Consider the following 23,133-nt stretch of genomic DNA (forward strand, 5'->3'; position numbering starts at 1 on the left):
GAGTTGCGGACATGGCGGAGACCCGGAGACGGCTGCGGTCGAGCACCGTGGTGCTCGGCGGCATGGGCGTGCTCGCGGCGGCCCTCAGCGCCTGCGGTTCGGACCCGGACCGCCGCTGCGTGGACCGCGACAGTTACGACTACCTCAACGGCTACAAGGTCGTCGCCGACAAGAACTGCACGTCGGGCTCCTCCGGCAGCAGCTCGTCCGGCGGTTCGTACGGCAACGGCGGCAAGAAGAAGGGCTCGTCGAAGTCCGTGGGCGACGCCGACTGGTACTACGACGCCGACGTCAGCAACGGCTGGGCCGACTACGGCACCTTCAGCCGGTCCGAGGCCGTCGACCGGGGCGGCTTCGGCTGCTCCGGCTCCGGCAGCGGCGGCGGCTGAGCCCGGCCGTGGAACGCCGCACCACCGACCCCCGCCCCGGCTGGCAGCAGACCGTCGAGGAACAGGGGCTGATCTACCCCCTGACCCGCTACCCCGACGACTCCCTGCGTCCCTACTGGGACGAGAGCGCCTACTACGTCTTCTCCCTGCCCGAGGTCGAGGCGCTGGAGGAGGTCGTCGAGGAACTGCACCGCATGTGCCTCGCGGCCGCCGAGCACATCGTCACCGCGGACCGCTTCGCCGACCTCGGCATCACCGACCCGCGCGTCGTCCGCGCCGTCACCGAGGCCTGGCACCGCCGCGCCGAACTCCCCTCCGTCTACGCCCGCTTCGACCTGCGCTACGACGGCACCGGCCCCGCCAAGCTCCTGGAGTACAACGCCGACACCCCGACCTCCCTCGTGGAGGCGGCGTCCCCGCAGTGGTTCTGGATGGAGGAGCGCTTCCCCGGCGCCGACCAGTGGAACAGCCTCCACGAGCGGCTCGTGGAGGCCTGGAAGAAGCAGGCCGCGCTGCTGCCGCCCGGCAACCCCCTGTACTTCGCGCACTCCTCGGACGACGAACTCGGCGAGGACCTGATGACGGTCGCCTACCTCAAGGAGACCGCTGAACAGGCCGGCCTGGAGACCGACTGGATCTCCATGGAGGAGATCGGCTGGGACCGCCTCTCCGGCCGCTTCGTCGACAACAGGCTGCGCTTCATCCGCAGCCTCTTCAAGCTCTACCCCTGGGAGTGGCTCACCACCGACCGCTTCGCCGGCCACGTCCTGGACACCCTCGACAACGGCGGCGGCACCGGCAGCACCCTGTGGATCGAGCCCGCCTGGAAGATGCTGCTCAGCAACAAGGCCCTGCTGGCCGTCCTCTGGGAGCTGTACCCCGGCCACTCGAACCTCCTCCCGGCCCACCTGGACGGCCCGCGCGACCTCGCCACGACCACGGGCTGGGTCGCCAAGCCCCTCCTCGGCCGCGAGGGCGCCGGCGTCACGATCCACGAACCGGGCACCGACCCGGCCCCCCGCCCCGAACCCTGCTGCTACCAGGAGCTGGCCCCGCTGCCCGACTTCGAGGGCAACCGCGTCGTCCTGGGCGCCTGGGTGGTGGAGAACGAGTCGGCGGGCCTGGGCATCAGGGAGTCCTCGGGCCTGATCACGGACGAGTACGCCCGCTTCCTGCCCCACGTGATCTTGTAGAGGGCCCCGCAGGGGCCTGTCAGGGGCGCGGGGCCGTGACAGGTGCGGCTCCGCCGCGTGGGCGCGACCAGCCCCGACGCGCCCGCAGCCCGCGAAGGACAAGAGCCACGCAGACGCTTCCGCATCACGGACACCCACGGCACGTCCCCACCCCACCCGGTACCCTGGCCCCGGGCCGTGACTGGCGCGCAGGGATGGGTCCAACCATCGGGGAGCGGCCCGACGAGAACACGTGCCGTGCGCCTGGGCCGACCTGAACGCTGCCTGCAACGTCCGGAGGACCCCCGTGCCCGCAGAGATCTCTCCCGAGTCCACCGCCTACCGCGCCGCGCTCGACGTCATCCGAACCGTCGAGCCCCGCGTCGCGGACGCCATCGGCCAGGAGGTCGCCGACCAGCGCGAGATGCTCAAGCTGATCGCCTCGGAGAACTACGCCTCCCCGGCCACCCTCCTCGCGATGGGCAACTGGTTCAGCGACAAGTACGCCGAGGGCACCGTCGGCCGGCGCTTCTACGCCGGCTGCCGCAACGTCGACACCGTCGAGTCCCTCGCCGCCGAGCACGCCCGGGAGCTGTTCGGCGCCCGCCACGCCTACGTCCAGCCGCACTCCGGCATCGACGCCAACCTGGTCGCCTTCTGGGCCGTCCTCGGCGCCCGCGTCGAGGTGCCCTTCCTGGAGCAGGCCGGCGCCCGCCAGGTCAACGACCTCACCGACGCCGACTGGGCCGAGCTGCGCCGGGCCTTCGGCAACCAGCGGATGCTCGGCATGTCCCTGGACGCCGGCGGCCACCTCACCCACGGCTTCCGCCCGAACATCTCCGGCAAGATGTTCGACCAGCGCTCCTACGGCACCGACCCCGCCACCGGTCTCATCGACTACGAGGCGCTGCGTGCCTCCGCCCGCGAGTTCAAGCCGCTGATCCTCGTCGCGGGCTACTCCGCGTACCCCCGGCTGGTGAACTTCCGGATCATGCGCGAGATCGCCGACGAGGTCGGCGCGACCCTCATGGTCGACATGGCGCACTTCGCCGGCCTGGTCGCGGGCAAGGTCCTGACCGGCGACTTCGACCCGGTCCCGCACGCCCAGATCGTGACGACGACCACGCACAAGTCGCTGCGCGGCCCGCGCGGCGGCATGGTCCTGTGCGACGACTCCCTCAAGGACCAGGTCGACCGCGGCTGCCCGATGGTCCTCGGCGGCCCGCTCCCGCACGTCATGGCCGCCAAGGCCGTCGCCCTCGCCGAGGCCCGGCAGCCCGCGTTCCAGGACTACGCGCGGCGCATCGTCGACAACGCCCGCGCGCTCGCCGAGGGCCTGACCAAGCGCGGCGCCACCCTGGTGACCGGCGGCACGGACAACCACCTCAACCTGATCGACGTGGCGTCCTCCTACGGCCTCACCGGCCGCCAGGCCGAGGCCGCCCTGCTCGACTCCGGCATCGTCACCAACCGCAACGCCATCCCGGCCGACCCGAACGGCGCCTGGTACACCTCGGGCATCCGCATCGGCACCCCGGCGCTGACCACGCGCGGTCTCGGCACGGCGGAGATGGACGAGGTCGCGGGCCTGATCGACCGCGTCCTGACCACCACCGAGCCCGGCACCACCAAGTCCGGCGCCCCGTCCAAGGCCTCCCACGTCCTCGACGCGAAGGTCGCCGACGAGATCGCGCAGCGCGCGACCGACCTGGTGTCCGGCTTCCCGCTGTACCCGGAGATCGACCTCGGCTGACGCTCGCCGGGCTCTAGAGGTCGATCAGCTCCTGACGAGGCTCCCCGCGCGGCGGTCCGGCACGGTACCGGTCCGCCGCGCGGCGTATCAGCAGCGTCCCCGCGACCCCCGTCCCGAGCCCGGCGGCGGCCGCCCACCACACCCCGTGCCACCCGTCGTCGTCCCCGTCGGCGCCCGTGCCGTCGGCGGTGAAGAAGCCCTCGTCGGTCATCTGCTCGTAGGCGCGCCGCGACGCCCGGTGCCAGCGGATGTCGTCGTCCGCCAGGTCCGGCGCCAGGTCCGAGCGAACCCACGGGGTGCCGTCCCCGGCCAGGAAGAACTGGTCCTGACGCAGCATCGCCACGTCGCCGCCGGGCGCCCGCCGCGTCTGCGGCCAGCCCCCGACGCCGGTCAGCCCCCACAGCACCGTGAACCGCACCGGGGGCCGCCGGCCCTCCGTCCAGGCCTCCGGGACCCGCTCCGAGCCCGTGTAAGCCGGGTCGAGCAGCCACCGCAGCCGGTCGAAGTCGGACTCGCCCGCGTGCCAGGACGCGGTGCGCCCGTCGCCCGCCCACACGACCACGGCCACGTCCGGCTCGTCGACGGCCCGGGCCCCGTCCGCCGCGGCGGCCCCCGTCACGCCCGCCCACCACAGCGCCGCGGCCCCCGCCGCCGCGCGCACCCAGCGTCGCCCCACCGCGCCCCCTCCCGCCCGTTCCCACCCTTGTTACACCCCTGGGCACGGAATGGAGCCCCCCTGTTCCGAACCCGTGCCCGACCGCCCCCGCAAGCCTGAGAGAATGGTGAACATGGCCAACGAACGTCCCCGCGTGCTCTCCGGTATCCAGCCGACCTCCGGCTCGTTCCACCTCGGCAACTACCTCGGCGCCGTCCGCCAGTGGGTCGACATGCAGGACACCCACGACGCGTTCTACATGGTCGTCGACCTGCACGCGATCACGGTCCCGCAGGACCCGAAGGAGCTGCGGCACAACACCCGCGTCGCCGCCGCCCAGCTCCTCGCGGCCGGTCTCGACCCGGACCGCTGCACCCTGTTCGTGCAGAGCCACGTCCCCGAGCACGCCCAGCTCGGCTGGCTGATGAACTGCATCACCGGCTTCGGCGAGGCGTCCCGGATGACGCAGTTCAAGGACAAGTCCGCCAAGCAGGGCAACGACCGCACCACCGTCGGCCTGTTCACGTACCCGATGCTGATGGTCGCCGACATCCTGCTCTACCAGGCCGACCAGGTCCCCGTCGGCGAGGACCAGCGCCAGCACCTGGAGCTGACCCGCGACCTCGCGGACCGCTTCAACCAGACCTACGGCGACGCCTTCACCGTCCCGAGCGCCTACATCCTCAAGGAGACGGCGAAGATCTACGACCTTCAGGACCCGACCGCCAAGATGAGCAAGTCGGCGGCCACCCCGAAGGGCCTGATCAACCTGCTGGACGAGCCGAAGGCCACCGCGAAGAAGGTGAAGAGCGCGGTCACGGACACCGACACCGTCGTCCGCTTCGACCGCGAGACCAAGCCCGGCGTCAGCAACCTGCTGACGATCTACTCCACCCTCACCGGCGCCGAGATCGCCGAGCTGGAGCGGAAGTACGAGGGCAAGGGCTACGGCGCGCTGAAGACGGACCTCGCCGACGTCGTCGTGGAGTTCGTCACCCCCTTCCGCGAGCGCACCCAGCAGTACCTGGACGACCCGGAGACGCTCGACGCGATCCTCGCCAAGGGCGCGGAGAAGGCCCGGGCCGTCGCCGCGGAGACCCTCGCCCGGGCGTACGACGCGGTGGGCTTCCTGCCCGCCAAGCACTGACCCGCGCCACCGCCCGCCGCACCGCCGGCGACCTCGCCCGGGGCACCCGACCGGGCACCGTCCGTGCGCCCCGGCATGCCGCCGTAGCGCTGCACATCACTCCGGTTGCGCCTGCCCAGGGCACGGCCGTGGCCGTACAGTCGATATCCGGATGTCCGGCCGAAGGACACACAACGACAGGAGACGAAGTGGGGACCGTAACGATCGGCGTGTCGATCGCGGTCCCGGAGCCTCACGGCAGCAAGCTCCAGCAGCTGCGCGCGGGCTTCGGCGACGCCGCTGCTCACGGCATCCCCACGCACGTCACCCTGCTGCCGCCGACCGAGGTCGACGGCGCCGCGCTGCCCGCGGTCGAGGCGCACCTGGCGGAGGTGGCGGCCCGCGGCCGGCCCTTCCCGATGCGGCTGTCCGGCACCGGGACCTTCCGCCCGCTCTCGCCCGTCGTCTACGTCCAGGTGGTCGAGGGCGCGGCGGCCTGCTCCTGGCTGCAGAAGCGGGTGCGGGACGCCTCCGGTCCGGTCCCGCGCGAACTGCAGTTCCCTTACCACCCGCACGTCACCGTCGCGCACGGCATCGACGAGGCGGCGATGGACCGCGCCTACGAGGAGCTGTCCGACTACGAGGCCCAGTGGCCCTGCACCGGCTTCGGGCTGTACGAGCAGGGCGCCGACGCCGTGTGGCGCAAGCTGCGCGAGTTCCCCTTCGGCAGCACCACCGTGCCCCCGCAGGCCGGCCGCGTGGAGACCGGCTCCCTGCCCGCCCGGTAGCCGGGAGGGCAGGGGCCGCGCGCCTCACACCGGCAGCCGCCGGAACACCGAGCGCGGCAGGTGCCGCACCGCCGACATCACCATCCGCAGCGCCCCCGGCACCCACACCGTCTCCGAGCGCCGCCGCAGCCCCAGCTCGATCGCGGTGGCCACCGCCTCGGGCGTCGTGGCGAGCGGCGCCTCCTGCATCCCCTCGGTCATCCGCGACCGCACGAACCCGGGCCGTACGACCATGACGTGCACGCCCGTGCCGTGCAGCGCGTCGCCCAGACCCTGTGCGAAGGCGTCCAGGCCGGCCTTGCTGGAGCCGTAGATGAAGTTGGCGCGGCGGGCCCGCTCCCCGGCCACGGAGGAGAGCACCACCAGCGAGCCGTGCCCCTGCGCCTGCAGCGAACGGGCGGCGACCAGCCCGGCCGAGACCGCCCCGGTGTAGTTGGTCTGCGCGACCCGCACGGCGTTCAGCGGCTCGCGCTCGTCGTGCGCCTGGTCGCCCAGGATGCCGAAGGCCAGCAGCACCAGGTCGATGTCGCCCTCGGCGAACACCTTGCCGAGCGCCGCCTCGTGGGACTCCGGGTCCAGCGCGTCGAAGGCGACGGTGCGCACCTCGGCACCGAGGCCCCGCAACTGCTCGGCGGCCGTGTCCAGGGCGGGGGAGGGGCGCCCGGCCAGCCACACCGTGCGGGTGCGGCGGGCCACCAGGCGGCGCGCGGTGGCGAGCGCGATCTCGGACGTACCTCCGAGGACGAGGAGGGACTGGGGGAGGCCGAAGGCGTCCTTCACGGCTGCTCCAGAGGGGTCGGTGGGGGCAGGGGCGTCACAGGGCGAGGCGGCGGGCCAGGTCGGAGACGAACACCCCGCGCGGGTCCAGCTCCGCGCGCAGGGCGCGGAAGTCGTCCAGGCGGGGGTACATCGCGGCGAGCAGCTCAGGCCTCAGCCGGGAGTCCTTGGCGAGGTAGACCCGGCCGCCCGCCCCCGCGACCTCCTCGTCCAGCTCGTCCAGGAAGGCCCCGAGGCCCGGCAGGCCCGCCGGAATGTCGAGGGCGAGGGTCCAGCCGGGCACGGGGAAGGAGAGCCAGCCCGGGTCGGCCGCGCCGAAGCGCTTGAGGACGGCCAGGAACGACGGGCAGCGGCGCGCGGAGATGCGCCGCACGATCGAGCGCAGCGCCTCCTCCCGGCCGTGCCCGACGACGAACTGGTACTGCACGAAGCCGCCCCGGCCGTAGACCCGGTTCCAGTGCGGGACGCCGTCCAGCGGGTGGAAGAAGGTGGAGATCCGCTGGAGCCGGCCCCGGCTCACCCGGGGGGCCTTGCGGTACCAGAGCTCGTTGAACAGGCCCACCGTCGTCCGGCTGAGCAGCCCGCCCGGCAGGAAGTCGGGGGTCGCGGGCAGGCGCGAGGTGCGGAGGGCCAGCGGCTCGCGCCGGGCGCGCGAGCGGGCCGGCAGCCCGTCCAGTGCGGACAGCGGTGCGTGGTCGCCGCGGGTGAGCACCGCGCGCCCGGTCGCCCGGCCGCGCGCGAGGAGGTCGATCCAGGCGACCGAGTAGCGGTAGCGGTGATCGGTGGCGGTCAGCCGGGCCATCAGGTCGTCCAGGTCGCCGGCCCGCTCCGTGTCCACGGACATCAGCGCCGTCTCGACCGGCTGGAGCCGCAGTGTCGCGGTGAGGATCACCCCGGTCAGCCCCATGCCGCCCGCGGTCGCGTCGAACAGGGCCGTGCCCGGGGCGACGGTGCGGACCCGGCCGTCGGCGGTGAGCAGCTCCAGGGAGACCACGTGCCGCGAGAAGGAACCCGACACATGGTGGTTCTTGCCGTGGATGTCCGCGCCGATCGCCCCGCCGACCGTCACGTAGCGGGTGCCGGGCGTCACCGGCACGAACCAGCCCAGCGGCAGCAGGACCTCCATCAGCCGGTGCAGCGAGACCCCCGCGTCGCACAGCACGGTGCCGCCGGCGACGTCGACCGCGTGCACGCGGTCCAGCGCCGTCATGTCGAGCACGGCACCCCCGGCGTTCTGCGCCGCGTCCCCGTACGCCCGCCCCAGGCCCCGCGCGATGCCGCCGCGCACCCCGCACTCCCGGACGGCGACGGCGGCCTCCTCGTACGTCCGCGGACGGACGACGAGCGCACCGGTGGGCGCCGTACGGCCCCAGCCGGTGACGGTGTCCCAGTCGGCGTCGGGGCCCCGGTCGGTGTCGCGAACGGTGTCGGCAGACATGGCGGTGACCGTATCGCCCCACCCATGCCTGAGTGAATGATTAGTTCCAAAACATTCTGAGCATCCCTGAAACGGGTGATTAATGGTATGTCGCTCCGGCGTGCCCGACTTCCCGTGCCGCGGGCGTGGACAGTGAGTCCACATGGACGACCTCGACGACATGGACCACCGGATCGTCACCGCGCTCAGGGCCTGCGGCACCGACCCGCGCGTCGCGGGCGCGGCGCGTGCCCTGTCCCGGGCCGGGGAGCACGGCGCGCTGTGGCTCGCGGCGGGCCTCACCGCGGCCGCCGTGGACGCGCCCCGGCGCACCGCCTGGCTGCGCGGCACCGCGCTCACCGGGGGTGCCCACGTCGTCAGCATGGGCGTGAAGCGGGTCGTACGCCGCCCCCGGCCCACGCACGTCGTCCCCCTGGTGCGCACCGCGGGCCGGCACTCCTTCCCCAGCTCCCACGCCACCTCGGCCACCGCGGCCGCCGTCGTCTTCGGAGCGCTCGGAGTGCGCGCCGCCTGGCCGCTCGCCGCCGCCGTGTGCGCCTCCCGGCTGGTCGTCGGCGTCCACTACCCCTCCGACGTCGCGGCGGGCGCCGCTTTGGGCGCGCTCACGGCCCGCCTCGGCGCCGACTGGATGCGCGGAGGCTCCCGTTGACCGACACGGCCGTCACCGACACCGCCGTCCTGCGCCCACGCGCCCCGGAACAGGGGAGGGAACCCGCACCGCGCCGCGGGGGCGGCGTCCTCGCCGGGCTGCTGCGCACCGCACGCCCCCGGCAGTGGATCAAGAACGTCCTGGTCGTCGCCGCCCCGGCCGCGGCCGGCGAGCTGTTCTCCGTCCACGCCCTGGTCCGGCTCGCGCTGGTCTTCGTCCTGTTCACCGCCTGCGCCGCCGCCGTCTACCTCGTCAACGACGCCCGCGACGCCGAGGCCGACCGCGCCCACCCCGTCAAACGGCACCGCCCCGTCGCCGCCGGCCAGGTCCCCGTCCCGCTCGCCCACGCCGTCGGCGGCGTCCTCGGCGTCCTCGCGCCCGTCGCCGCGGCCTGGCTGTGCCCCCCGCCCGTCGCGGCCCTGCTCACCGCCTACCTGGTGATGCAACTGGCGTACTGCGTCAGCCTCAAGCACGTCCTGGTGGTCGATCTCGCCGTCGTCACCACCGGCTTCCTGATGCGGGCCATGATCGGCGGACTCGCGCTCGGCATCCCGCTGTCGCGCTGGTTCCTCATCACCACCGGCTTCGGCGCCCTGTTCATGGTCGCCGCCAAGCGCTACTCCGAGGCCGTGCAGATGGCGGGGAAGGAGGGCGCCACGCGCGCGTTGCTCACCGAGTACACCACCGGCTACCTCCGCTTCGTCTGGCAGCTCGCCGCCGGCGTCGCCGTCCTCGGCTACTGCCTGTGGGCCATGGAGGAGGGCGGCGTCCCGCACACCAGCGTGCTGCCCTGGCGCCAGCTCTCCATGATCGCCTTCGTTCTCGCCGTCCTGCGCTACGCCGTCTTCGCCGACCGCGGCACCGCGGGCGAGCCCGAGGACGTCGTCCTGCGCGACCGCGCCCTCGCGCTGATCGGCGTGGTCTGGCTCGCGATGTACGGCCTGGCGGTGGCCAATTGGTAGCCGACCGACGCGAACTGCTGGGCTTCGCCTCGGCCGGGCTGCTCGCCTACGCCGTCGACCTCGCCCTCTTCACCTGCCTGCGCGGCCCGGCCGGCCTCGACCCGCTCACCGCCAAGGCCCTCTCCTTCGTCGCCGGCTGCTCCGTCGCCTACGCGGGCAACGCGCTGGGCACCTACCGCCACCTCGGCCGCCCCCGCGGCCTGCGCCCCTGCGCGGTGTTCTTCGCCGTGAACGCCGCCGGCGCCGCCGTACAGCTGCTCTGCCTGGCCGTCAGCCACTACGGCCTCGGCCTCACCTCGCAACGCGCCGACACGGTCTCCGGCGCCGGGATCGGCATGGTGCTGGGCACGATCCTGCGCTTCTGGGGCACAAGAACACTGGTCTTCCGGCCCGGCGACGCACCGGAAGGCCGGACGAGATCATGGAACGGGACGAGCGGGGGCAGGGTCGGATCATGGACTGGCTGAAGAAGCTCCCCGTCGTGGGACCCTGGATCGCGCGCCTGATGATCACGCACGCGTGGCGCTCGTACGAACGCCTCGACCGGGTGAAGTGGTCGCGGCTGGCCGCCGCCATGACCTTCACCAGCTTCGTCGCGCTCTTCCCGCTGCTCAGCCTCGCCGCCGCCGTCGCCGCCGCCACGCTCAGCAAGCAGCAGCAGGACAAGCTCCAGGACAAGCTCGCCGACCAGATTCCCGGCATCTCCGACCAGCTGAACATCCAGGGCCTCGTCGACAACGCCGGCACCGTCGGCGTGATCTCCGCGCTCCTGCTGCTGTTCACCGGCATGGGGTGGATCGAGGCCACCAGGGGCTGTCTGCGGGCCGTGTGGGAACTGCCCGACGAGGAGGAGAACCCGGTCCTGCACCGGGCCAAGGACGCGGGTGTCCTCGTCGGCCTCGGCGGCGCGCTGCTGATCACCGTCGGCATCTCCACCGTCGCCTCGGCGCTGGTCGGCTGGATCATCCGCACCATCGGCCTCGCCCAGGGCGGTGTCGGCGGCGTCCTCCTCTACGTCGCCGCCTTCGCCGTCGCCGTCCTCGCCGACTTCCTCCTGCTGCTGTACGTCCTGACCCTGCTCCCCGGCGTCCAGCCCGCCCGCCGCCGCCTGGTGGTGGCGGCGCTGATCGGCGCGATCGGCTTCGAACTGCTCAAGCTGCTGCTCAGCGGCTACATCCAGGGCGTCGCCGCGAAGAGCATGTACGGCGCCTTCGGCGTCCCCGTCGCGCTGCTGCTGTGGATCAACTTCACCGCCAAGCTGGTGCTGTTCTGCGCCTCCTGGACGGCGACGGGCAGCAAGGAGCAGGAGGTGGGCGAGGAGGACGCCGGGGACGACGGCGGCCCGGGCGGTCCGGACGTCAGGGACGGGTCCGGCGGCGGACCAGGTCCGGCAGCGGCCACTTCCGGTTGATCAGGAACGCGCCGCCCGCGAGCAGCACCAGCACCCCGGCGGCGATGCCGGCCGCGACCCCGACCCCGCCGGAGCCGTCCGCGGCCTGGGCACCCGCCACCGGCTTCGTGCCTGCCGCACCCTTCCCGGTACCCCCGGCCTCCCCGGAGGCCTCCGCCGACGGGCTCGCCTGAGCGGCGCTCCTCGGGGCCACCAGCTGCCCCACCGGCCGCGCCTTGCCGGCCGCCTTGAACCCCCAGTCGAACAGGCGGGCGGTCTCCTTGTAGACCTCGTTGTGCTCGTCCTTCGCCGGGTTCATCACGGTGACGAGCAGCACCCGGCCGTCGCGCTCGGCGACACCCGTGAAGGTGGCGCCCGCGTTGGTGGTGTTGCCGTTCTTCACGCCCGCGATGCCCGGGTAGACGTCGACGTCGTAGTCGCCGGCCAGGAGCCGGTTGGTGTTCTGGATCTCGAAGGGCTTGCGGGTCGTCTTCCCCTTCTTGTCCTTCTTCGTCTCGCCCGGGAACTTCGCCCGGACGGTCGAGGCGTACTCGCGGAAGTCCTTCTTCTGCAGCCCCGAACGCGCGAACAGCGTCAGGTCGTACGCCGAGGACACCTGTCCCGGCATGTCGTAGCCGTCGGGGCTGACCGCGTGGGTGTCGAGCGCCTGCAGCTCCTCGGCGTGCGCGTTCATGTCCGCGACGGTCTGCTCCACGCCGCCGTTCATGGCGGACAGCACGTGCACCGCGTCGTTGCCGGAGCGCAGGAAGACCCCGAGCCACAGGTCGTGGACGGTGTAGGTCTCCTCCTCCTTGACGCCGACCAGGCTGGACCCGGCGCCGATGCCCGCGAGGTCGGACACCTCGACCTTGTGCTTCGCGGTCTTCGGCCACTTCGGCAGCAGCGTGTCCGCGAACAGCATCTTCAGGGTGCTCGCCGGGGCCAGCCGCCAGTGCGCGTTGTGCGCCGCCAGCACGTCGCCCGACTCGGCGTCCGCCACGATCCACGACCGGGCGGTGAGGTCCTTCGGCAGTACGGGCGCCCCGCCCGCCGGCTCCACCTGCGTCCCGGGCCTGCCGAGCCGCGCGCCGCCGACCGTCGACATCGACGCCGGCGGAGTGGCCGACGGACTCGCCGACGGGCTCGGGGCGGCGAGCGCGGTGGGGGAGAGGAGGACGAGAGCGGTCAGGGCGGCGGAGGTGACCGTCAGGGATCGCCTGAGGGCCTTCTTGGGAGCGGGCACGAGCGGAAACGTACCCCCAGTGATCGCGTCGTTCCCACCCCCCTCCCCACCCCGCGCACGGATCCGGACGGCGTGCGGCGATACTGGAACCATGCCGTGCTCGTCCGGGGGACAACCCCCGGACCCCCGGCCGGTCTCGGGTGTACGGCTTTGTGAGGAAAGGTCCGTTTTTGTGAAACTCAGCCGCCCCGTCTCCTGGTTCCTGCTCGCTTTCGGGGTGTGGAGCTGGATCATCTGGATCACTTTCGTCAAAAACCTGGTCAAGGACGGCAGCGGGCTCGCCTTCGAGGACGGCGACCCCACGGCGTACTTCTGGGTGCACCTGCTGCTCGCGATCGTCTCCTTCGTATGGGGGACGGTCGTCGGAGTCATCGGGTTGCGCGGCGTGCGCGCTCTGCGCCGAACGTCATAGGCGTCGAGGACGTCACAACCGAGGGGATACGACGGCATGGTGGTCGTCTTCGTGCTGGTCGCGTTGGTGATGGTGGGCGTCCTGGTGACGGCCAACTGGTACGTGTGGCGGCGCCTGTTCCGTGACACGACCAGCGCCCCGGGCCCGGTGCGCCGGGTCGGCGCGGCGGTGATCGCCGGGGGCTGGCTGCTGGCCGTCGGCGCGCTGGTCGCCGAGCGCGCGGGCGCCCCGTTCTGGCTCCAGCGGGTGCTGGCCTGGCCCGGCTTCCTGTGGCTGGCCCTGTCGATCTACCTGCTGCTCGCGGTGCTCGCGGGCGAGGTCGTCCGGCCGCCGCTGCGGCGGTACCTGGAGCGCAGGGCGGCCGCACGGCGCACGCAGGGCGCGGAGCAGGCCGCCGCGTCCCCGGTCGCGGACACGGAGCGCATACCGGCCGGGACGGCCCCGCCGAAGGAGCAGCCCGAGGCGTCCGGGACGCCCGGGACACCGGGCCCGGGGTCCGAGGACGCGCCCCCGAGCCCCCTGGCCGTCCCCTCCCGCCGCCTCTTCGTCTCCCGCGTGGTCGCCGGTGCCGCCGCGGCGGCGGCCGCCGGCACGGTCGGCTACGGCACGTACGGCGTGCTGAACGGCCCGAGCGTGAAGCGCGTGACCGTGCCGCTGGCCAAGCTCCCGCGCGCGGCGCACGGTTTCCGCATCGCCGTCGTCAGCGACATCCACCTGGGGCCGGTGCTCGGCCGGGGCTTCGCGCAGAAGGTCGTCGACACCATCAACTCCACGCAGCCCGACCTGATCGCCGTCGTCGGCGACCTGGTCGACGGCAGCGTGAAGGACCTCGGCCCGGCCGCCGCCCCGCTGGCCCGGCTCGAGGCGCGGCACGGCGCGTACTTCGTCACCGGCAACCACGAGTACTTCTCCGGCGCCGAACAGTGGGTCGCCGAGGTGCGGCGGCTGGGGCTGCTCCCGCTGGAGAACGCCCGTACCGAGCTGCCCCACTTCGACCTCGCCGGCGTCAACGACGTGGCGGGCGAGGACGAGGGCCAGGGCCCCGACTACGACAGGGCGCTCGGCGACCGGGACCGCTCCCGCGCCTGCGTGCTCCTCGCCCACCAGCCGGTGCAGATCCACGACGCCGTCGACCACGGCGTCGACCTCCAGCTCTCCGGCCACACCCACGGCGGCCAGCTCTGGCCCGGCAACCTCATCGCCGGCGCCGCCAACCCGACGCTGGCCGGCCTGGAGCGCTACGGCGACACCCAGCTGTACGTCAGCCGCGGAGCGGGCGCCTGGGGCCCGCCCACGCGCGTGGGGGCGCCCTCGGACATCACGGTGATCGAGCTGGCGTCCCGTCAGGCCTGAGGACCGGCGTCCCGCGTCGGCTTCTTCGCGGGGTCCGGCATCACCCTCGTCATCCCGGGCAGGAAGTCCGTGAACAGCTCGTGCACCTCGCGCACCAGCGGGCGCAGCACCCGGAAACGGGCCAGCACGACGCCCCGCGCGGTGAGCCGGGCGCCGCGTTCGGCGAGGCGGTAGCTGCGCTCGCGGCCCTCGGTGCGGTCGAAGATCCAGTACAGGACGAGGCCCATCTGGGAGAGCCACATCAGCTCCGGCAGGACGTCCCGCAGCTCCTCGGGCACCTTGGTCCTCGCCCCGGCGAGCACCGCGCGGTGGATGCTGATGGCCTCCACGCGCGCGTGCTCCGACTCCGGGGAGAAGGGGCTGAGCGGGCTGTCCGGGTCGGCGGCGTTCTTGAAGAACTGCACCGCGAACTCGTGGTACGGCGTGGCGATGTCCAGCCAGACCTTCAGCACGCCCGCCAGCCGGGCCTCCAGGTCGGTCTCCCTGGCGAGCACCTCGCGGACCGCCGCCTGGTGCTCGGCGGCGATCCGGTCGTAGAAGCCCTGGATCAGGTGTTCCTTGCCGGCGAAGTAGTAGTACGCGTTGCCGACGGAGACCCCGGCCTCCTGGGCGATGGCCCGCATCGTGGTCCGGTCGTAGCCGCGTTCCTGGAACAGCCGCATGGCCGTCTCCAGGATCAGCGCGCGGGTCTGCTCGGACTTGCTGAGGTGGGCACCGTCGTCGGCGCCGTCGTGGGTCGCAGGCACGGGTCCAGAGCCTATCCAGTGGCGCAGGCGCCGTCGTCGCAGCCCGGCCCCGCGTAGATCCACCCGAGGCCCGGCTCGTAGACCCAGCCGTCGGCCCGGCGGTACCCGTTGCCACCCCACTGCCGGTGCCCCGCGCGCCACTTGGCGGCGGCCAGGACGGCTCCCCGGGCCAGCAGGGCGCCCTTGGGCGTGCTGAGCCGGTGGGCGAGCCTGCGGTAGCGGCGCAGCGCCCACAGGACGACGACCCAGGCGGCGGCGCCCCGGTAGACCTGCCCGGCGTCGCCCACGGCGGTGACCTCGTCGAGGGTGGCCCCGTGGTCGAGCCCGGGGAAGCGCCTGCGCGCCTCCTGGGACGCGGCCGGGACCAGCTCCAGCGGCACCAGCCGGGGCTGGCGCAGCAGCCAGTCCCGTACGTGGGTGCACAGGGCGCACTCGGCGTCGTAGAGGACGGTGAGCCGGCGCACCGGGGCGCCGGCCGTCGTCCCGGGAGCGGGAGCCATCGGCTCAGGCCCCGGTCGTCGGGGCCACCCAGCCCTGCGGCGGGACCGGGGGCAGCTGCTCCCGCTCCATCATCCCGCGGCGCCGGATCTTGTTCAGGACGTACACGTTGCCCAGGTGCATCACGCCGAGCACCAGCAGCACCACGCCGAGCTTGGTCGAGAGCGCCTCGAAGATGCCGCGGGTGTCGGCGATCGTGTCGTCGCCGCTCAGGTAGAGGGCGACGAAGCCGAGGTTGACCAGGTAGAAGCCGACCACCAGGAGGTGGTTGACGGCGTCGGCGAGCTTCTCGTTGCCGTGCAGGACGTCGGCGAGGAAGACCCGTCCGTTGCGGCTGAGCGTGCGGGCCACCCAGACGGTCAGGCCGATGCTGACGACCAGGTAGATGACGTAGGCGATGACGGTGCGGTCCATGCCCCACCCCTTCTTGAACGCGTTCAAAACGCTGACAGGGCTGACTCTAGACCTGTTTTTGAACACGTTCAAGCGAGCGTTCCGCTCAGGGGCGGCGGCCCAGCTCCGGGCGCTTGGAGTAGTCGGTGAGGCCGATGACGTTGCCCCACGGGTCGGCGAACTCGACGGTCCAGCCGGTGGCCACGGGGAACGGCTCGTCGAGCGGCGGCACCCCGGCCTCGCGCAGCGTCCGGGCGGCCAGACGGGCGTCGGTGACCTCCAGCCACACCCGCGCGGAGGGCCACATCGGCGGCTGCCGGCCGAACTCCTCCTCCACCCGCAGCAACAGCCCCGGTGTCTCGGCGCCGACCTTCAGCAGCGCGATCCCGGCCTCGTCGAGCCGGTAGGCGACCGGGAACCCGGCCCGCTCGTAGAACCCGACGGCCTCACCGAGGTCCCCGACGGGCAGCAGTACGTTGTCGAACCCGAGCAGTTCGTACGACTCGTCATCTGACATGGCGTCAGGCTAGGACGATCGTCGCCCGGAGCGGCTGATTGTCAGCCCTCGCCGGGCGCGCTCTTCGTCCGTCCGGCGGCAAGGATCTCGCCGACGTCCAACGTGACCTCGGCACCGAGCGAGTCGGGCAGGGTGACCGTCTCGCCGGGGGAGTGGACGCGGTGGGTGGAGTAGTCGGCGCAGTCCGGGTCGGTGAGGACGTGCAGGCGCTGGTGCTTGCGGTCGACGATCACGTAGACGGGCACCATGGCGGCGGCGTAGGCGGTGACCTTCGTCTTCAGGTCGTTCCTCCAGTTGCTGGAGGTGACCTCCAGGACGAGGCGGAAGCAGACCGGGTCGTAGCAGTTGTTCTCGATGAGGCGGTCGCGGAAGTCGGCGTCCACGACGGCAAGGTCCGGGATCGCGTAGTCCTCCGCATCGGTGGGTAGCCAGATGCCGAAGTTCTGGATCACCTTCGATTCCGTGCCATGAAGGCCCGCGGCCGCGAAGGGCAGGATGAGGTCGGTCAGGACTTCGCCGTGCGGGCCGTGCGGTGGCGGGGTCACGAGGAGCTGGCCTCCGATGATCTCGACGCGGTAGCCCGGGAGCCGGTCCATGATGCGGTTCGCCTCCGCGATCAGCGGAAGGTCGCCATGGGGCAGCTCGACGGATGCTGCGGACATCGCGTGCCTCCTAGGGGCTGGTGTCGAGGCCATCATCGTAGGACGGAGGGTAGCCGTACGGCCCGTTGCGGACGGGTTCACCCGACGGTGTGGCATATGCCAGAGGGCCCCGTTTCCAGGGGAAACGGGGCCCTCACAGCCGTCAACCGGCGTACACCGACGGTGTCAGAAGCGGCGCGTGATCAGCGCTCGCTTCACCTCCGCGATGGCCTTGGTGACCTCGATGCCGCGCGGGCAGGCGTCCGTGCAGTTGAAGGTCGTGCGGCAGCGCCACACGCCGTCGCGGTCGTTCAGGATCTCCAGCCGCTGCTCGCCGGCCTCGTCGCGCGAGTCGAAGATGAAGCGGTGGGCGTTGACGATCGCGGCCGGGCCGAAGTACTGGCCGTCGTTCCAGAACACCGGGCACGAGGACGTGCACGCGGCGCACAGGATGCACTTGGTGGTGTCGTCGAAGCGCTCGCGGTCCTCGGCCGTCTGGAAGCGCTCACGCGTCGGCTCGTTGGTGTCCTTCGTGATCAGGAAGGGCATCACGTCCCGGTACGCCTGGAAGAACGGCTCCATGTCGACGACCAGGTCCTTGAGGACCGTCAGACCCTTGATGGGCTCGACCGTGATCGGCTTCTCGGGGCTGAGGTCCTTGATCAGCGTCTTGCACGCCAGGCGGTTCTTGCCGTTGATCCGCATGGCGTCCGAGCCGCAGATGCCGTGCGCGCAGGAACGGCGGAAGGTCAGGCTTCCGTCCAGGTCCCACTTGATCTTGTGCAGCGCGTCGAGGACGCGCTCCTTCGGGTCGATCTCCAGCTGGAAGTCTTCCCAGGTCGCCTCGGCCGAGACCTCCGGGTTGAACCGGCGGACGCGGAAGGTGACCGTGATGTACGGGGAGTCGGCGAAGCCCGGCTCGGGGGCCGAGTCGTTCTTCTCCATGACAGGGGTAGCCATCAGTACTTACGCTCCATCGGCTGGTAGCGGGTCTGGACGACCGGCTTGTAGTCGAGCCGGATGGACTCGGCGCCGTCGTCGCCCACCTCGCGGTACGCCATGGTGTGGCGCATGAAGTTGACGTCGTCGCGGTTGGGGAAGTCCTCGCGGTAGTGACCGCCGCGCGACTCCTTGCGGGCGAGGGCGGAGACCGCCATGACCTCGGCCAGGTCGAGCAGGTTGCCCAGCTCGACGGCCTCCAGCAGGTCGGTGTTGAAGCGCCGGCCCTTGTCCTGGATCGACACGTTCTTGTAGCGGGCGCGCAGTTCGGCGATCTTCTCGACGGCCGTCTTGATCGTCTGCTCGGTGCGGAACACCATGACGTTGGCGTCCATGGTCTCCTGCAGCTCGCGGCGGATCGTCGCCACCCGTTCGGTGCCGGTGGACGAGCGCAGCCGCTCGATCTGCTCGACGACCAGGGACTCCGGGTCCTCGGGCAGCTCGACGAAGTCGGCCTTCTGCGCGTACTCCGCGGCGGCGATGCCCGCGCGGCGGCCGAAGACGTTGATGTCGAGCAGCGAGTTGGTGCCCAGGCGGTTCGCGCCGTGCACGGACACGCAGGCGACCTCGCCGGCCGCGTACAGGCCGGGGACGACGGTGGTGTTGTCCGCGAGGACCTCACCCTCGACGTTGGTCGGGATGCCGCCCATGGCGTAGTGCGCGGTCGGCTGGATCGGGATCGGGTCCGTGTAGGGCTCGATGCCGAGGTAGGTCCGCGCGAACTCCGTGATGTCGGGCAGCTTGGCGTCCAGCTGCTCCGGCGGGAGGTGGGTGAGGTCCAGGTAGACGTGGTCGCCCTCGGGGCCGCAGCCGCGGCCCTCGCGGATCTCGGTGTAGATGGACCGGGAGACGACGTCACGGGACGCGAGGTCCTTCATGACCGGCGCGTACTTCTCCATGAAGCGCTCGCCGTCCTTGTTGCGGAGGATGCCGCCCTCACCGCGGGCGCCCTCCGTCAGCAGGATGCCCATCCGCCAGATGCCGGTCGGGTGGAACTGGAAGAACTCCATGTCCTCCAGCGGCAGCCCGCGCCGGTACACGGCCGCCTGGCCGTCACCGGTGAGCGTGTGCGCGTTGGAGGTCACCTTGAAGAACTTGCCGGTGCCGCCGGAGGCGTAGATCACGGCCTTCGCCTGGAAGACGTGGATCTCGCCGGTCGCCAGCTCGTAGGCCACCACGCCGGCGGACCTCTTGACGCCGTCGACCTCGGTGATCAGCTGGTCCAGGACGTAGAACTCGTTGAAGAACTCCACGCCCTCCTTGACGCAGTTCTGGTACAGCGTCTGGAGGATCATGTGACCGGTGCGGTCGGCCGCGTAGCAGGAGCGGCGGACCGGGGCCTCGCCGTGGTTGCGGCTGTGACCGCCGAAGCGGCGCTGGTCGATGGTGCCGTTCGGGGTCCGGTTGAACGGCAGGCCCATCTTCTCCAGGTCGAGGACCGAGTCGATGGCCTCCTTCGCCAGGATCTCGGCGGCGTCCTGGTCGACCAGGTAGTCACCGCCCTTGACCGTGTCGAAGGTGTGCCACTCCCAGTTGTCCTCCTCCACGTTGGCCAGCGCGGCGGCCATGCCGCCCTGCGCGGCGCCCGTGTGGGACCGGGTGGGGTAGAGCTTCGTCAGCACGGCGGTGCGGCTGCGCTTGGTCGACTCGATGGCCGCGCGCATGCCGGCGCCACCGGCGCCGACGATGACGGTGTCGTACTTGTGTACCTTCATGATTTTCGCAGCCCCGTGCCTAGCGGATGTTCGGGTCGAAGGTGAAGATCACCAGCGTGCCCAGCAGGATGGTGAACACCGTGGCGGTGTAGAGCAGGCCCTTGAGCCACAGACGGGTGTTCGCGCGCTCCGCGTAGTCGTTGATGACCGTGCGCAGGCCGTTCGCGCCGTGCAGCATCGCGAGCCAGAGCATCAACAGGTCCCAGACCTGCCAGAACGGCGAGGCCCAGCGGCCCGCCACGAAGGCGAAGCCGATCTTGGAGACGCCGCCGTCGAGGACCAGCTGGATCAGCAGGTGGCCGAGGACCAGGACGACCAGCACGACGCCGGACAGGCGCATGAAGAGCCACGCGGCCATCTCGAAGTTGCCGCGCGTGGACTTCGGGGACTTCTTGGTCCGCTTGCGGGGCGGCTCGATCAGCGGCGCCGGGTTGTCCACGGTGTAGACGGAGGCGCCGGCACCCTCGACGGGCCCGATGCCGGAGGCGGTGGTTTCAGTGGTGGACATACGCGTCAGCTCCCGAACAGTTCACGAGCGGCGTGGCCGAGGACGGGGTAGATCGCCCCGAGCATCAGCACGACCCACAGGGCGACGACGGTCCAGAGCATCTGCTTCTGGTAGCGGGCGCCCTTGACCCAGAAGTCGACGGCGATGACACGCAGGCCGTTGAGCGCGTGGAAGAGGATGGCGGCCACGAGGCCGTATTCCAGCAGCGCGACGATCGGCGTCTTGTACGTGGCCACGACGGTGTCGTAGGCCTCGGGGGACACCCGTACGAGAGAGGTGTCCAGCACGTGAACGAACAGGAAGAAGAAGATGAGGACGCCGGTGACTCGGTGAGCCACCCAGGACCACATTCCTTCCCGGCCGCGGTACAGCGTTCCAGCCGGCACGGAAATTTCCTCCGGGAGCGGGGATTGGGGCCGCGCCGGCTTTCCTTGTCGGTCGGGCCCGGCCGGGTACGGTCCACCGGCCCCCAGCATGGTAGCGACGGTTGCCTGCGGCGCTTACGGGGGGCCTGCGGTTGTGATCAAACTTGCACTCAAAGGAGCAGTGGGCGTGAGCGGGGGCGGCTACGGGAGTGGGGGTTTGTCCTTGAATGCCGGGTGCGGGCCGGCTGTGGCTGGGCCGTGCCCGCGCGGCGGAGCCGCACATGTCTCAGCCCCGCGCCCCTTGGAGGGCGTTGCTCAGTCGTGTCTTCGCCAGCTGTCGGAGTTCCTCCGCCGTCACCAGGCGCTCCTCGTCCGGATCGTTTGCCAAACGTGACCGGATGGCTGCCAGGACGTGGTTGAGGGCCTCGTCCGGGGACAGGCCGTCCAGGCAGATGACGAACACGTGTCCGAAGCGGGACTCGTAGGCCGCGGTGGCCGCGCTGAGGGCCGTGTGGGCCGCCGCGTAGGTGTCCTCGGGGAGGGCGGGCAGCGTTTCCGCGGCCAGGGCCTCGGTCAGGTCGGCCGGGGAGAGGTCGTAGGACGCCTCGTCCGCCGCCGCCAGGAGGGCGGGGAGGTCCGGGTAGGGGCGGTGGGCGGTGAGGCGGTGGGCCCAGGCGTGGCTGTGCAGGCAGGCGAGGAGGGTTGGGGCGGCCTCCTCGGCGGGGGCCGTGTTGAAGCGCTCCAGCGGGGAGGCCGTTGCCGGTGTGGCGCGTGTTTGCACCGGTACCGGTATGGCCACTCGGCGGGGGAGGTCTGGGAGACGGTACGCAGGCAGCGTGTGTCCTCGTGGGCTTCACGTGTGTGTCGGCAGGGGATTGTGCGAAAGATGTGGCGTCACGTTATCGAGTGACGGCAACACGTGTCCGTCCGCTGCCCGAATTTCACCCGAACGGGAGAGTTTCAGAACATGTGGTGGACGCATGACGGCAACGACGGCCCTAGGTTGGCACTGTGAGCCAGCACGGAGGCCGGACACCGGCACGCCAGGCGAGACAGCGGGCTGTGATCGCCGGCGCGGTGGTCGCCGCGCTCGGCGTGGGAGTCGGTCTGTGGGTCACGGACGGCGGCGACGGCGACGGCGGCGGGGAAGACTCCGCGACCCGCTCGGGCGAGGCGGCAGCGCCCAGCCCCAGCCGGTCCTATCCGCTCTCCAAGGAGCCACGCACCATACCCGCCGTGCGCGAGCACACCGCGGCCCGCGGCCCCGGCTGGCAGCCCGTGAAGGGCAACCGGGTCGTCGTCGCCGACGCCGGCCTCGCCGACGAGGGCAAGCAGATCGCCGGCGAGCTGGGGATGACGTACGCGGGGAAGAAGGACGACGAACGGGACGGGGACCTGCTGCTCGACGTCAAGGCCGACAAGGGCGCGAACCCGGAGGCGTACACCATGACCGTGCGCGACGGCCGCGTCACCGTCACCGGGCCCGCCGAGGCCGGCGTCTACTACGGCACCCGCACCCTGAAGCAGGAGGTGGCCGGCGGCGGCACCGCGCCGGAGGGCGTGGTGAAGGACGCGCCGGCCAAACCGAAGCGGGGCTTCTCGCTCGACATCGCCCGCAAGCACTACAGCGCCGACTGGATCAAGGACCGGATACGCGAGCTGGGCGACCTCAAGTTCAACGAACTGGGCCTGCACTTCTCCGACGACCAGGCCTTCCGCATCGAGTCCGACTCGCACCCCGAGATCGTCTCCGACGACCACCTCACCAAGGCCGAGATGAAGGAGATCATCGATCTCGCCTCCTCGCGCCACATCACCGTCGTCCCCGAGATCGACTCGCCCGGCCACCTCGGCGCCGTGATCGCCGCCCACCCCGACCTGCAGCTGCGCAACGCGCGGGGCACGCCCACCCGCGGCGCCATCGACATCTCCAAGCCGGAGGCCGCGAAGATCGTCGACGACCTGCTGAACGAGTACGCCGACCTCTTCCCCGGCTCCCAGTTCCACCTGGGCGCCGACGAGTACCAGGCCCTCGTGGTGCCGAACCCGGAGGCGTCCTACCCGACGCTGGCCGCCGCCGCCCGCAAGGCCTACGGCTCCGACGGCACCGTCGCCGACCTCACCACCGGCTGGCTCAACGGCCGCGCCAAGACGGTCATGGCCCACGACCGCACCCCGCGCGCGTGGAACGACGGCTTCTTCAAGGACACGTCCGTCGCGCCGCTCAAGGAGATCAAGGTCGCCTACTGGACCGGCAAGGAGATCGGCGCCCGGCCGCCCGCCGAGTACCTGAGGGAGGGCCGCCAGGTCCTCAACTACAACGACGAGTTCCTCTACTACGTGCTCGGCCAGCCGCAGACCTTCGTCTACCCGACCGGCGAGCGCATCTACGAGCAGTGGACCCCGCGCGTCCTGCGCGGCACGACGGCCGTCGCCGCCGAGTACGACGACCAGATCCTCGGCGGCAGCTTCGCCGTCTGGGGGGACATCCCGAGCGCCCAGACCCAGGCCCAGGTCGCCGACGGCATCCGGCTGCCGCTGGCCGCGACGGTGCAGAAGCTGTGGGACGCCGGCGCGCCCGAGCTGTCCTGGGCGGAGTTCAAGGCGCTGGCGGGCCGCCTCGACTGACGCCGTCCGCCCCGGC

Annotated in this window: 26 protein-coding genes and 1 riboswitch; of the genes, 12 read left to right on the forward strand and 14 right to left on the reverse strand. The window is 71.8% G+C overall.

Annotated elements, in window-relative coordinates:
* Positions 1 to 11 precede the first annotated feature (11 nt).
* From AB0P07_RS02145 to AB0P07_RS02155, 3 genes are all read left to right on the forward strand, one after another.
* A complete protein-coding gene (locus tag AB0P07_RS02145; protein ID WP_365543778.1) occupies positions 12 to 389 on the forward strand; it encodes a hypothetical protein in 378 nt (125 codons plus the stop codon).
* 8 nt (positions 390 to 397) lie between these two features.
* Positions 398 to 1,582 carry a glutathionylspermidine synthase family protein gene (locus AB0P07_RS02150; RefSeq protein WP_365543781.1) on the forward strand — a complete coding sequence of 395 codons (1,185 nt, stop codon included), beginning with the start codon at positions 398 to 400 and terminating at the stop codon, positions 1,580 to 1,582.
* Positions 1,583 to 1,749: 167 nt separating this feature from the next.
* Positions 1,750 to 1,838: riboswitch (ZMP/ZTP riboswitch) on the forward strand.
* 30 nt (positions 1,839 to 1,868) lie between these two features.
* The gene (locus AB0P07_RS02155) at positions 1,869 to 3,314 is read left to right on the forward strand and encodes a glycine hydroxymethyltransferase (RefSeq protein WP_365543784.1); all 1,446 of its coding nucleotides are present in this window, start codon (positions 1,869 to 1,871) and stop codon (positions 3,312 to 3,314) included.
* A gap of 13 nt (positions 3,315 to 3,327) precedes the next feature.
* Here the strand turns inward: AB0P07_RS02155 and AB0P07_RS02160 are convergent, their stop codons facing one another.
* Entirely contained in the window at positions 3,328 to 3,990 is a 663-nt protein-coding gene (locus tag AB0P07_RS02160; protein WP_365543787.1) for a hypothetical protein, read from the reverse strand.
* Between the two features lie 112 nt (positions 3,991 to 4,102).
* On the opposite strand from AB0P07_RS02160, the gene trpS reads away from it, so the two are divergent.
* Complete coding sequence (gene trpS / locus AB0P07_RS02165; protein WP_365543790.1) at positions 4,103 to 5,116, forward strand: tryptophan--tRNA ligase; 1,014 nt, start codon at positions 4,103 to 4,105, stop codon at positions 5,114 to 5,116.
* Positions 5,117 to 5,304: 188 nt separating this feature from the next.
* Positions 5,305 to 5,883, forward strand: a complete 579-nt coding sequence (locus tag AB0P07_RS02170) for a 2'-5' RNA ligase family protein (RefSeq protein ID WP_365543793.1) — start codon at positions 5,305 to 5,307, stop codon at positions 5,881 to 5,883.
* Positions 5,884 to 5,907: 24 nt separating this feature from the next.
* On the opposite strand, the gene AB0P07_RS02175 is transcribed toward AB0P07_RS02170, so the two are convergent.
* Together AB0P07_RS02175 and AB0P07_RS02180 are read right to left on the reverse strand one after the other, a co-directional pair.
* On the reverse strand, positions 5,908 to 6,663 hold the full coding sequence (locus AB0P07_RS02175) for a decaprenylphospho-beta-D-erythro-pentofuranosid-2-ulose 2-reductase (protein WP_365543796.1): 756 nt from the start codon (positions 6,661 to 6,663) through the stop codon (positions 5,908 to 5,910).
* Between the two features lie 34 nt (positions 6,664 to 6,697).
* Entirely contained in the window at positions 6,698 to 8,098 is a 1,401-nt protein-coding gene (locus tag AB0P07_RS02180) for an FAD-binding oxidoreductase (protein ID WP_365543799.1), read from the reverse strand.
* Between the two features lie 142 nt (positions 8,099 to 8,240).
* On the opposite strand from AB0P07_RS02180, the gene AB0P07_RS02185 reads away from it, so the two are divergent.
* From AB0P07_RS02185 to AB0P07_RS02200, 4 genes are read left to right on the forward strand one after another with little or no spacing between them, the layout of a single operon-like run.
* Positions 8,241 to 8,747, forward strand: coding sequence for a phosphatase PAP2 family protein (locus AB0P07_RS02185; protein ID WP_365543802.1), 507 nt, complete (start codon positions 8,241 to 8,243; stop codon positions 8,745 to 8,747).
* Positions 8,744 to 9,709, forward strand: coding sequence for a decaprenyl-phosphate phosphoribosyltransferase (locus tag AB0P07_RS02190; protein WP_365543805.1), 966 nt, complete (start codon positions 8,744 to 8,746; stop codon positions 9,707 to 9,709). The genes AB0P07_RS02185 and AB0P07_RS02190 overlap by 4 nt, the downstream gene beginning before the upstream one ends.
* Positions 9,703 to 10,176 (forward strand): GtrA family protein, encoded by a 474-nt coding sequence (locus tag AB0P07_RS02195; RefSeq protein ID WP_365543808.1) that lies wholly within the window; start codon positions 9,703 to 9,705, stop codon positions 10,174 to 10,176. Before AB0P07_RS02190 ends, AB0P07_RS02195 begins: the two co-directional genes overlap by 7 nt.
* Entirely contained in the window at positions 10,164 to 11,120 is a 957-nt protein-coding gene (locus tag AB0P07_RS02200) for a YihY/virulence factor BrkB family protein (RefSeq protein WP_365543810.1), read from the forward strand. The genes AB0P07_RS02195 and AB0P07_RS02200 overlap by 13 nt, the downstream gene beginning before the upstream one ends.
* Here the strand turns inward: AB0P07_RS02200 and AB0P07_RS02205 are convergent.
* Positions 11,068 to 12,342, reverse strand: coding sequence for a D-alanyl-D-alanine carboxypeptidase (locus tag AB0P07_RS02205; RefSeq protein WP_365543813.1), 1,275 nt, complete (start codon positions 12,340 to 12,342; stop codon positions 11,068 to 11,070). The two genes, AB0P07_RS02200 and AB0P07_RS02205, sit on opposite strands and share 53 nt — an antisense overlap.
* Before the next feature lie 172 nt (positions 12,343 to 12,514).
* Here AB0P07_RS02205 and AB0P07_RS02210 point away from each other — a divergent pair, with 172 nt between their 5' ends.
* Both AB0P07_RS02210 and AB0P07_RS02215 read left to right on the forward strand, forming a co-directional pair.
* The gene (locus AB0P07_RS02210) at positions 12,515 to 12,754 is read left to right on the forward strand and encodes a hypothetical protein (RefSeq protein ID WP_356292925.1); all 240 of its coding nucleotides are present in this window, start codon (positions 12,515 to 12,517) and stop codon (positions 12,752 to 12,754) included.
* A 36-nt stretch (positions 12,755 to 12,790) separates the two neighbouring features.
* Complete coding sequence (locus AB0P07_RS02215) at positions 12,791 to 14,107, forward strand: metallophosphoesterase (RefSeq protein ID WP_365543816.1); 1,317 nt, start codon at positions 12,791 to 12,793, stop codon at positions 14,105 to 14,107.
* Here the strand turns inward: AB0P07_RS02215 and AB0P07_RS02220 are convergent.
* The 10 genes from AB0P07_RS02220 to AB0P07_RS02265 all read right to left on the reverse strand — a co-directional run bounded on the left by AB0P07_RS02220 (position 14,098) and on the right by AB0P07_RS02265 (position 21,270).
* A complete protein-coding gene (locus AB0P07_RS02220) occupies positions 14,098 to 14,853 on the reverse strand; it encodes a TetR family transcriptional regulator (protein ID WP_365543819.1) in 756 nt (251 codons plus the stop codon). The two genes, AB0P07_RS02215 and AB0P07_RS02220, sit on opposite strands and share 10 nt — an antisense overlap.
* 11 nt (positions 14,854 to 14,864) lie before the next feature.
* Positions 14,865 to 15,353: a DCC1-like thiol-disulfide oxidoreductase family protein gene (locus AB0P07_RS02225; protein WP_365543822.1), complete on the reverse strand. Its 489-nt coding sequence runs from the start codon at positions 15,351 to 15,353 to the stop codon at positions 14,865 to 14,867.
* Positions 15,354 to 15,357: 4 nt separating this feature from the next.
* Positions 15,358 to 15,765: a hypothetical protein gene (locus tag AB0P07_RS02230; protein ID WP_125629126.1), complete on the reverse strand. Its 408-nt coding sequence runs from the start codon at positions 15,763 to 15,765 to the stop codon at positions 15,358 to 15,360.
* 85 nt (positions 15,766 to 15,850) lie between these two features.
* The gene (locus AB0P07_RS02235) at positions 15,851 to 16,261 is read right to left on the reverse strand and encodes a VOC family protein (RefSeq protein WP_061442913.1); all 411 of its coding nucleotides are present in this window, start codon (positions 16,259 to 16,261) and stop codon (positions 15,851 to 15,853) included.
* 41 nt (positions 16,262 to 16,302) lie between these two features.
* On the reverse strand, positions 16,303 to 16,923 hold the full coding sequence (locus tag AB0P07_RS02240) for a Uma2 family endonuclease (RefSeq protein WP_365543825.1): 621 nt from the start codon (positions 16,921 to 16,923) through the stop codon (positions 16,303 to 16,305).
* Positions 16,924 to 17,088: 165 nt separating this feature from the next.
* A complete protein-coding gene (locus AB0P07_RS02245; protein WP_365543828.1) occupies positions 17,089 to 17,862 on the reverse strand; it encodes a succinate dehydrogenase iron-sulfur subunit in 774 nt (257 codons plus the stop codon).
* Positions 17,862 to 19,616, reverse strand: a complete 1,755-nt coding sequence (gene sdhA, locus AB0P07_RS02250) for a succinate dehydrogenase flavoprotein subunit (RefSeq protein WP_365543831.1) — start codon at positions 19,614 to 19,616, stop codon at positions 17,862 to 17,864. The genes AB0P07_RS02245 and sdhA overlap by 1 nt, the downstream gene beginning before the upstream one ends.
* A 19-nt stretch (positions 19,617 to 19,635) precedes the next feature.
* Entirely contained in the window at positions 19,636 to 20,124 is a 489-nt protein-coding gene (locus AB0P07_RS02255; protein WP_102931451.1) for a succinate dehydrogenase hydrophobic membrane anchor subunit, read from the reverse strand.
* 5 nt (positions 20,125 to 20,129) lie between these two features.
* Positions 20,130 to 20,510 (reverse strand): succinate dehydrogenase, cytochrome b556 subunit, encoded by a 381-nt coding sequence (sdhC, locus tag AB0P07_RS02260; RefSeq protein ID WP_133887798.1) that lies wholly within the window; start codon positions 20,508 to 20,510, stop codon positions 20,130 to 20,132.
* A gap of 265 nt (positions 20,511 to 20,775) precedes the next feature.
* Complete coding sequence (locus AB0P07_RS02265; RefSeq protein ID WP_365543835.1) at positions 20,776 to 21,270, reverse strand: 2-oxo-4-hydroxy-4-carboxy-5-ureidoimidazoline decarboxylase; 495 nt, start codon at positions 21,268 to 21,270, stop codon at positions 20,776 to 20,778.
* A 230-nt stretch (positions 21,271 to 21,500) separates the two neighbouring features.
* Here AB0P07_RS02265 and AB0P07_RS02270 point away from each other — a divergent pair, with 230 nt between their 5' ends.
* On the forward strand, positions 21,501 to 23,117 hold the full coding sequence (locus tag AB0P07_RS02270) for a glycoside hydrolase family 20 protein (protein WP_365543838.1): 1,617 nt from the start codon (positions 21,501 to 21,503) through the stop codon (positions 23,115 to 23,117).
* The last annotated feature ends 16 nt before the right edge of the window (positions 23,118 to 23,133 follow it).

The sequence above is a fragment of the Streptomyces sp. NPDC085944 genome, from assembly GCF_040686295.1.
Lineage (GTDB): Bacteria > Actinomycetota > Actinomycetes > Streptomycetales > Streptomycetaceae > Streptomyces > Streptomyces salinarius.

Bases quoted from the DNA above. Each gene is read 5' to 3' on its own strand.
- AB0P07_RS02240 (WP_365543825.1), bottom strand. From the start codon at position 16,923: ATGTCCGCAGCATCCGTCGAGCTGCCCCATGGCGACCTTCCGCTGATC.
- AB0P07_RS02235 (WP_061442913.1), bottom strand. From the start codon at position 16,261: ATGTCAGATGACGAGTCGTACGAACTGCTCGGGTTCGACAACGTACTG.
- AB0P07_RS02185 (WP_365543802.1), top strand. From the start codon at position 8,241: ATGGACGACCTCGACGACATGGACCACCGGATCGTCACCGCGCTCAGG.
- AB0P07_RS02230 (WP_125629126.1), bottom strand. From the start codon at position 15,765: ATGGACCGCACCGTCATCGCCTACGTCATCTACCTGGTCGTCAGCATC.
- AB0P07_RS02180 (WP_365543799.1), bottom strand. From the start codon at position 8,098: ATGTCTGCCGACACCGTTCGCGACACCGACCGGGGCCCCGACGCCGAC.
- trpS (WP_365543790.1), top strand. From the start codon at position 4,103: ATGGCCAACGAACGTCCCCGCGTGCTCTCCGGTATCCAGCCGACCTCC.
- AB0P07_RS02225 (WP_365543822.1), bottom strand. From the start codon at position 15,353: ATGGCTCCCGCTCCCGGGACGACGGCCGGCGCCCCGGTGCGCCGGCTC.
- AB0P07_RS02255 (WP_102931451.1), bottom strand. From the start codon at position 20,124: ATGTCCACCACTGAAACCACCGCCTCCGGCATCGGGCCCGTCGAGGGT.
- AB0P07_RS02200 (WP_365543810.1), top strand. From the start codon at position 10,164: ATGGACTGGCTGAAGAAGCTCCCCGTCGTGGGACCCTGGATCGCGCGC.
- AB0P07_RS02215 (WP_365543816.1), top strand. From the start codon at position 12,791: ATGGTGGTCGTCTTCGTGCTGGTCGCGTTGGTGATGGTGGGCGTCCTG.
- AB0P07_RS02245 (WP_365543828.1), bottom strand. From the start codon at position 17,862: ATGGCTACCCCTGTCATGGAGAAGAACGACTCGGCCCCCGAGCCGGGC.
- sdhA (WP_365543831.1), bottom strand. From the start codon at position 19,616: ATGAAGGTACACAAGTACGACACCGTCATCGTCGGCGCCGGTGGCGCC.
- AB0P07_RS02145 (WP_365543778.1), top strand. From the start codon at position 12: ATGGCGGAGACCCGGAGACGGCTGCGGTCGAGCACCGTGGTGCTCGGC.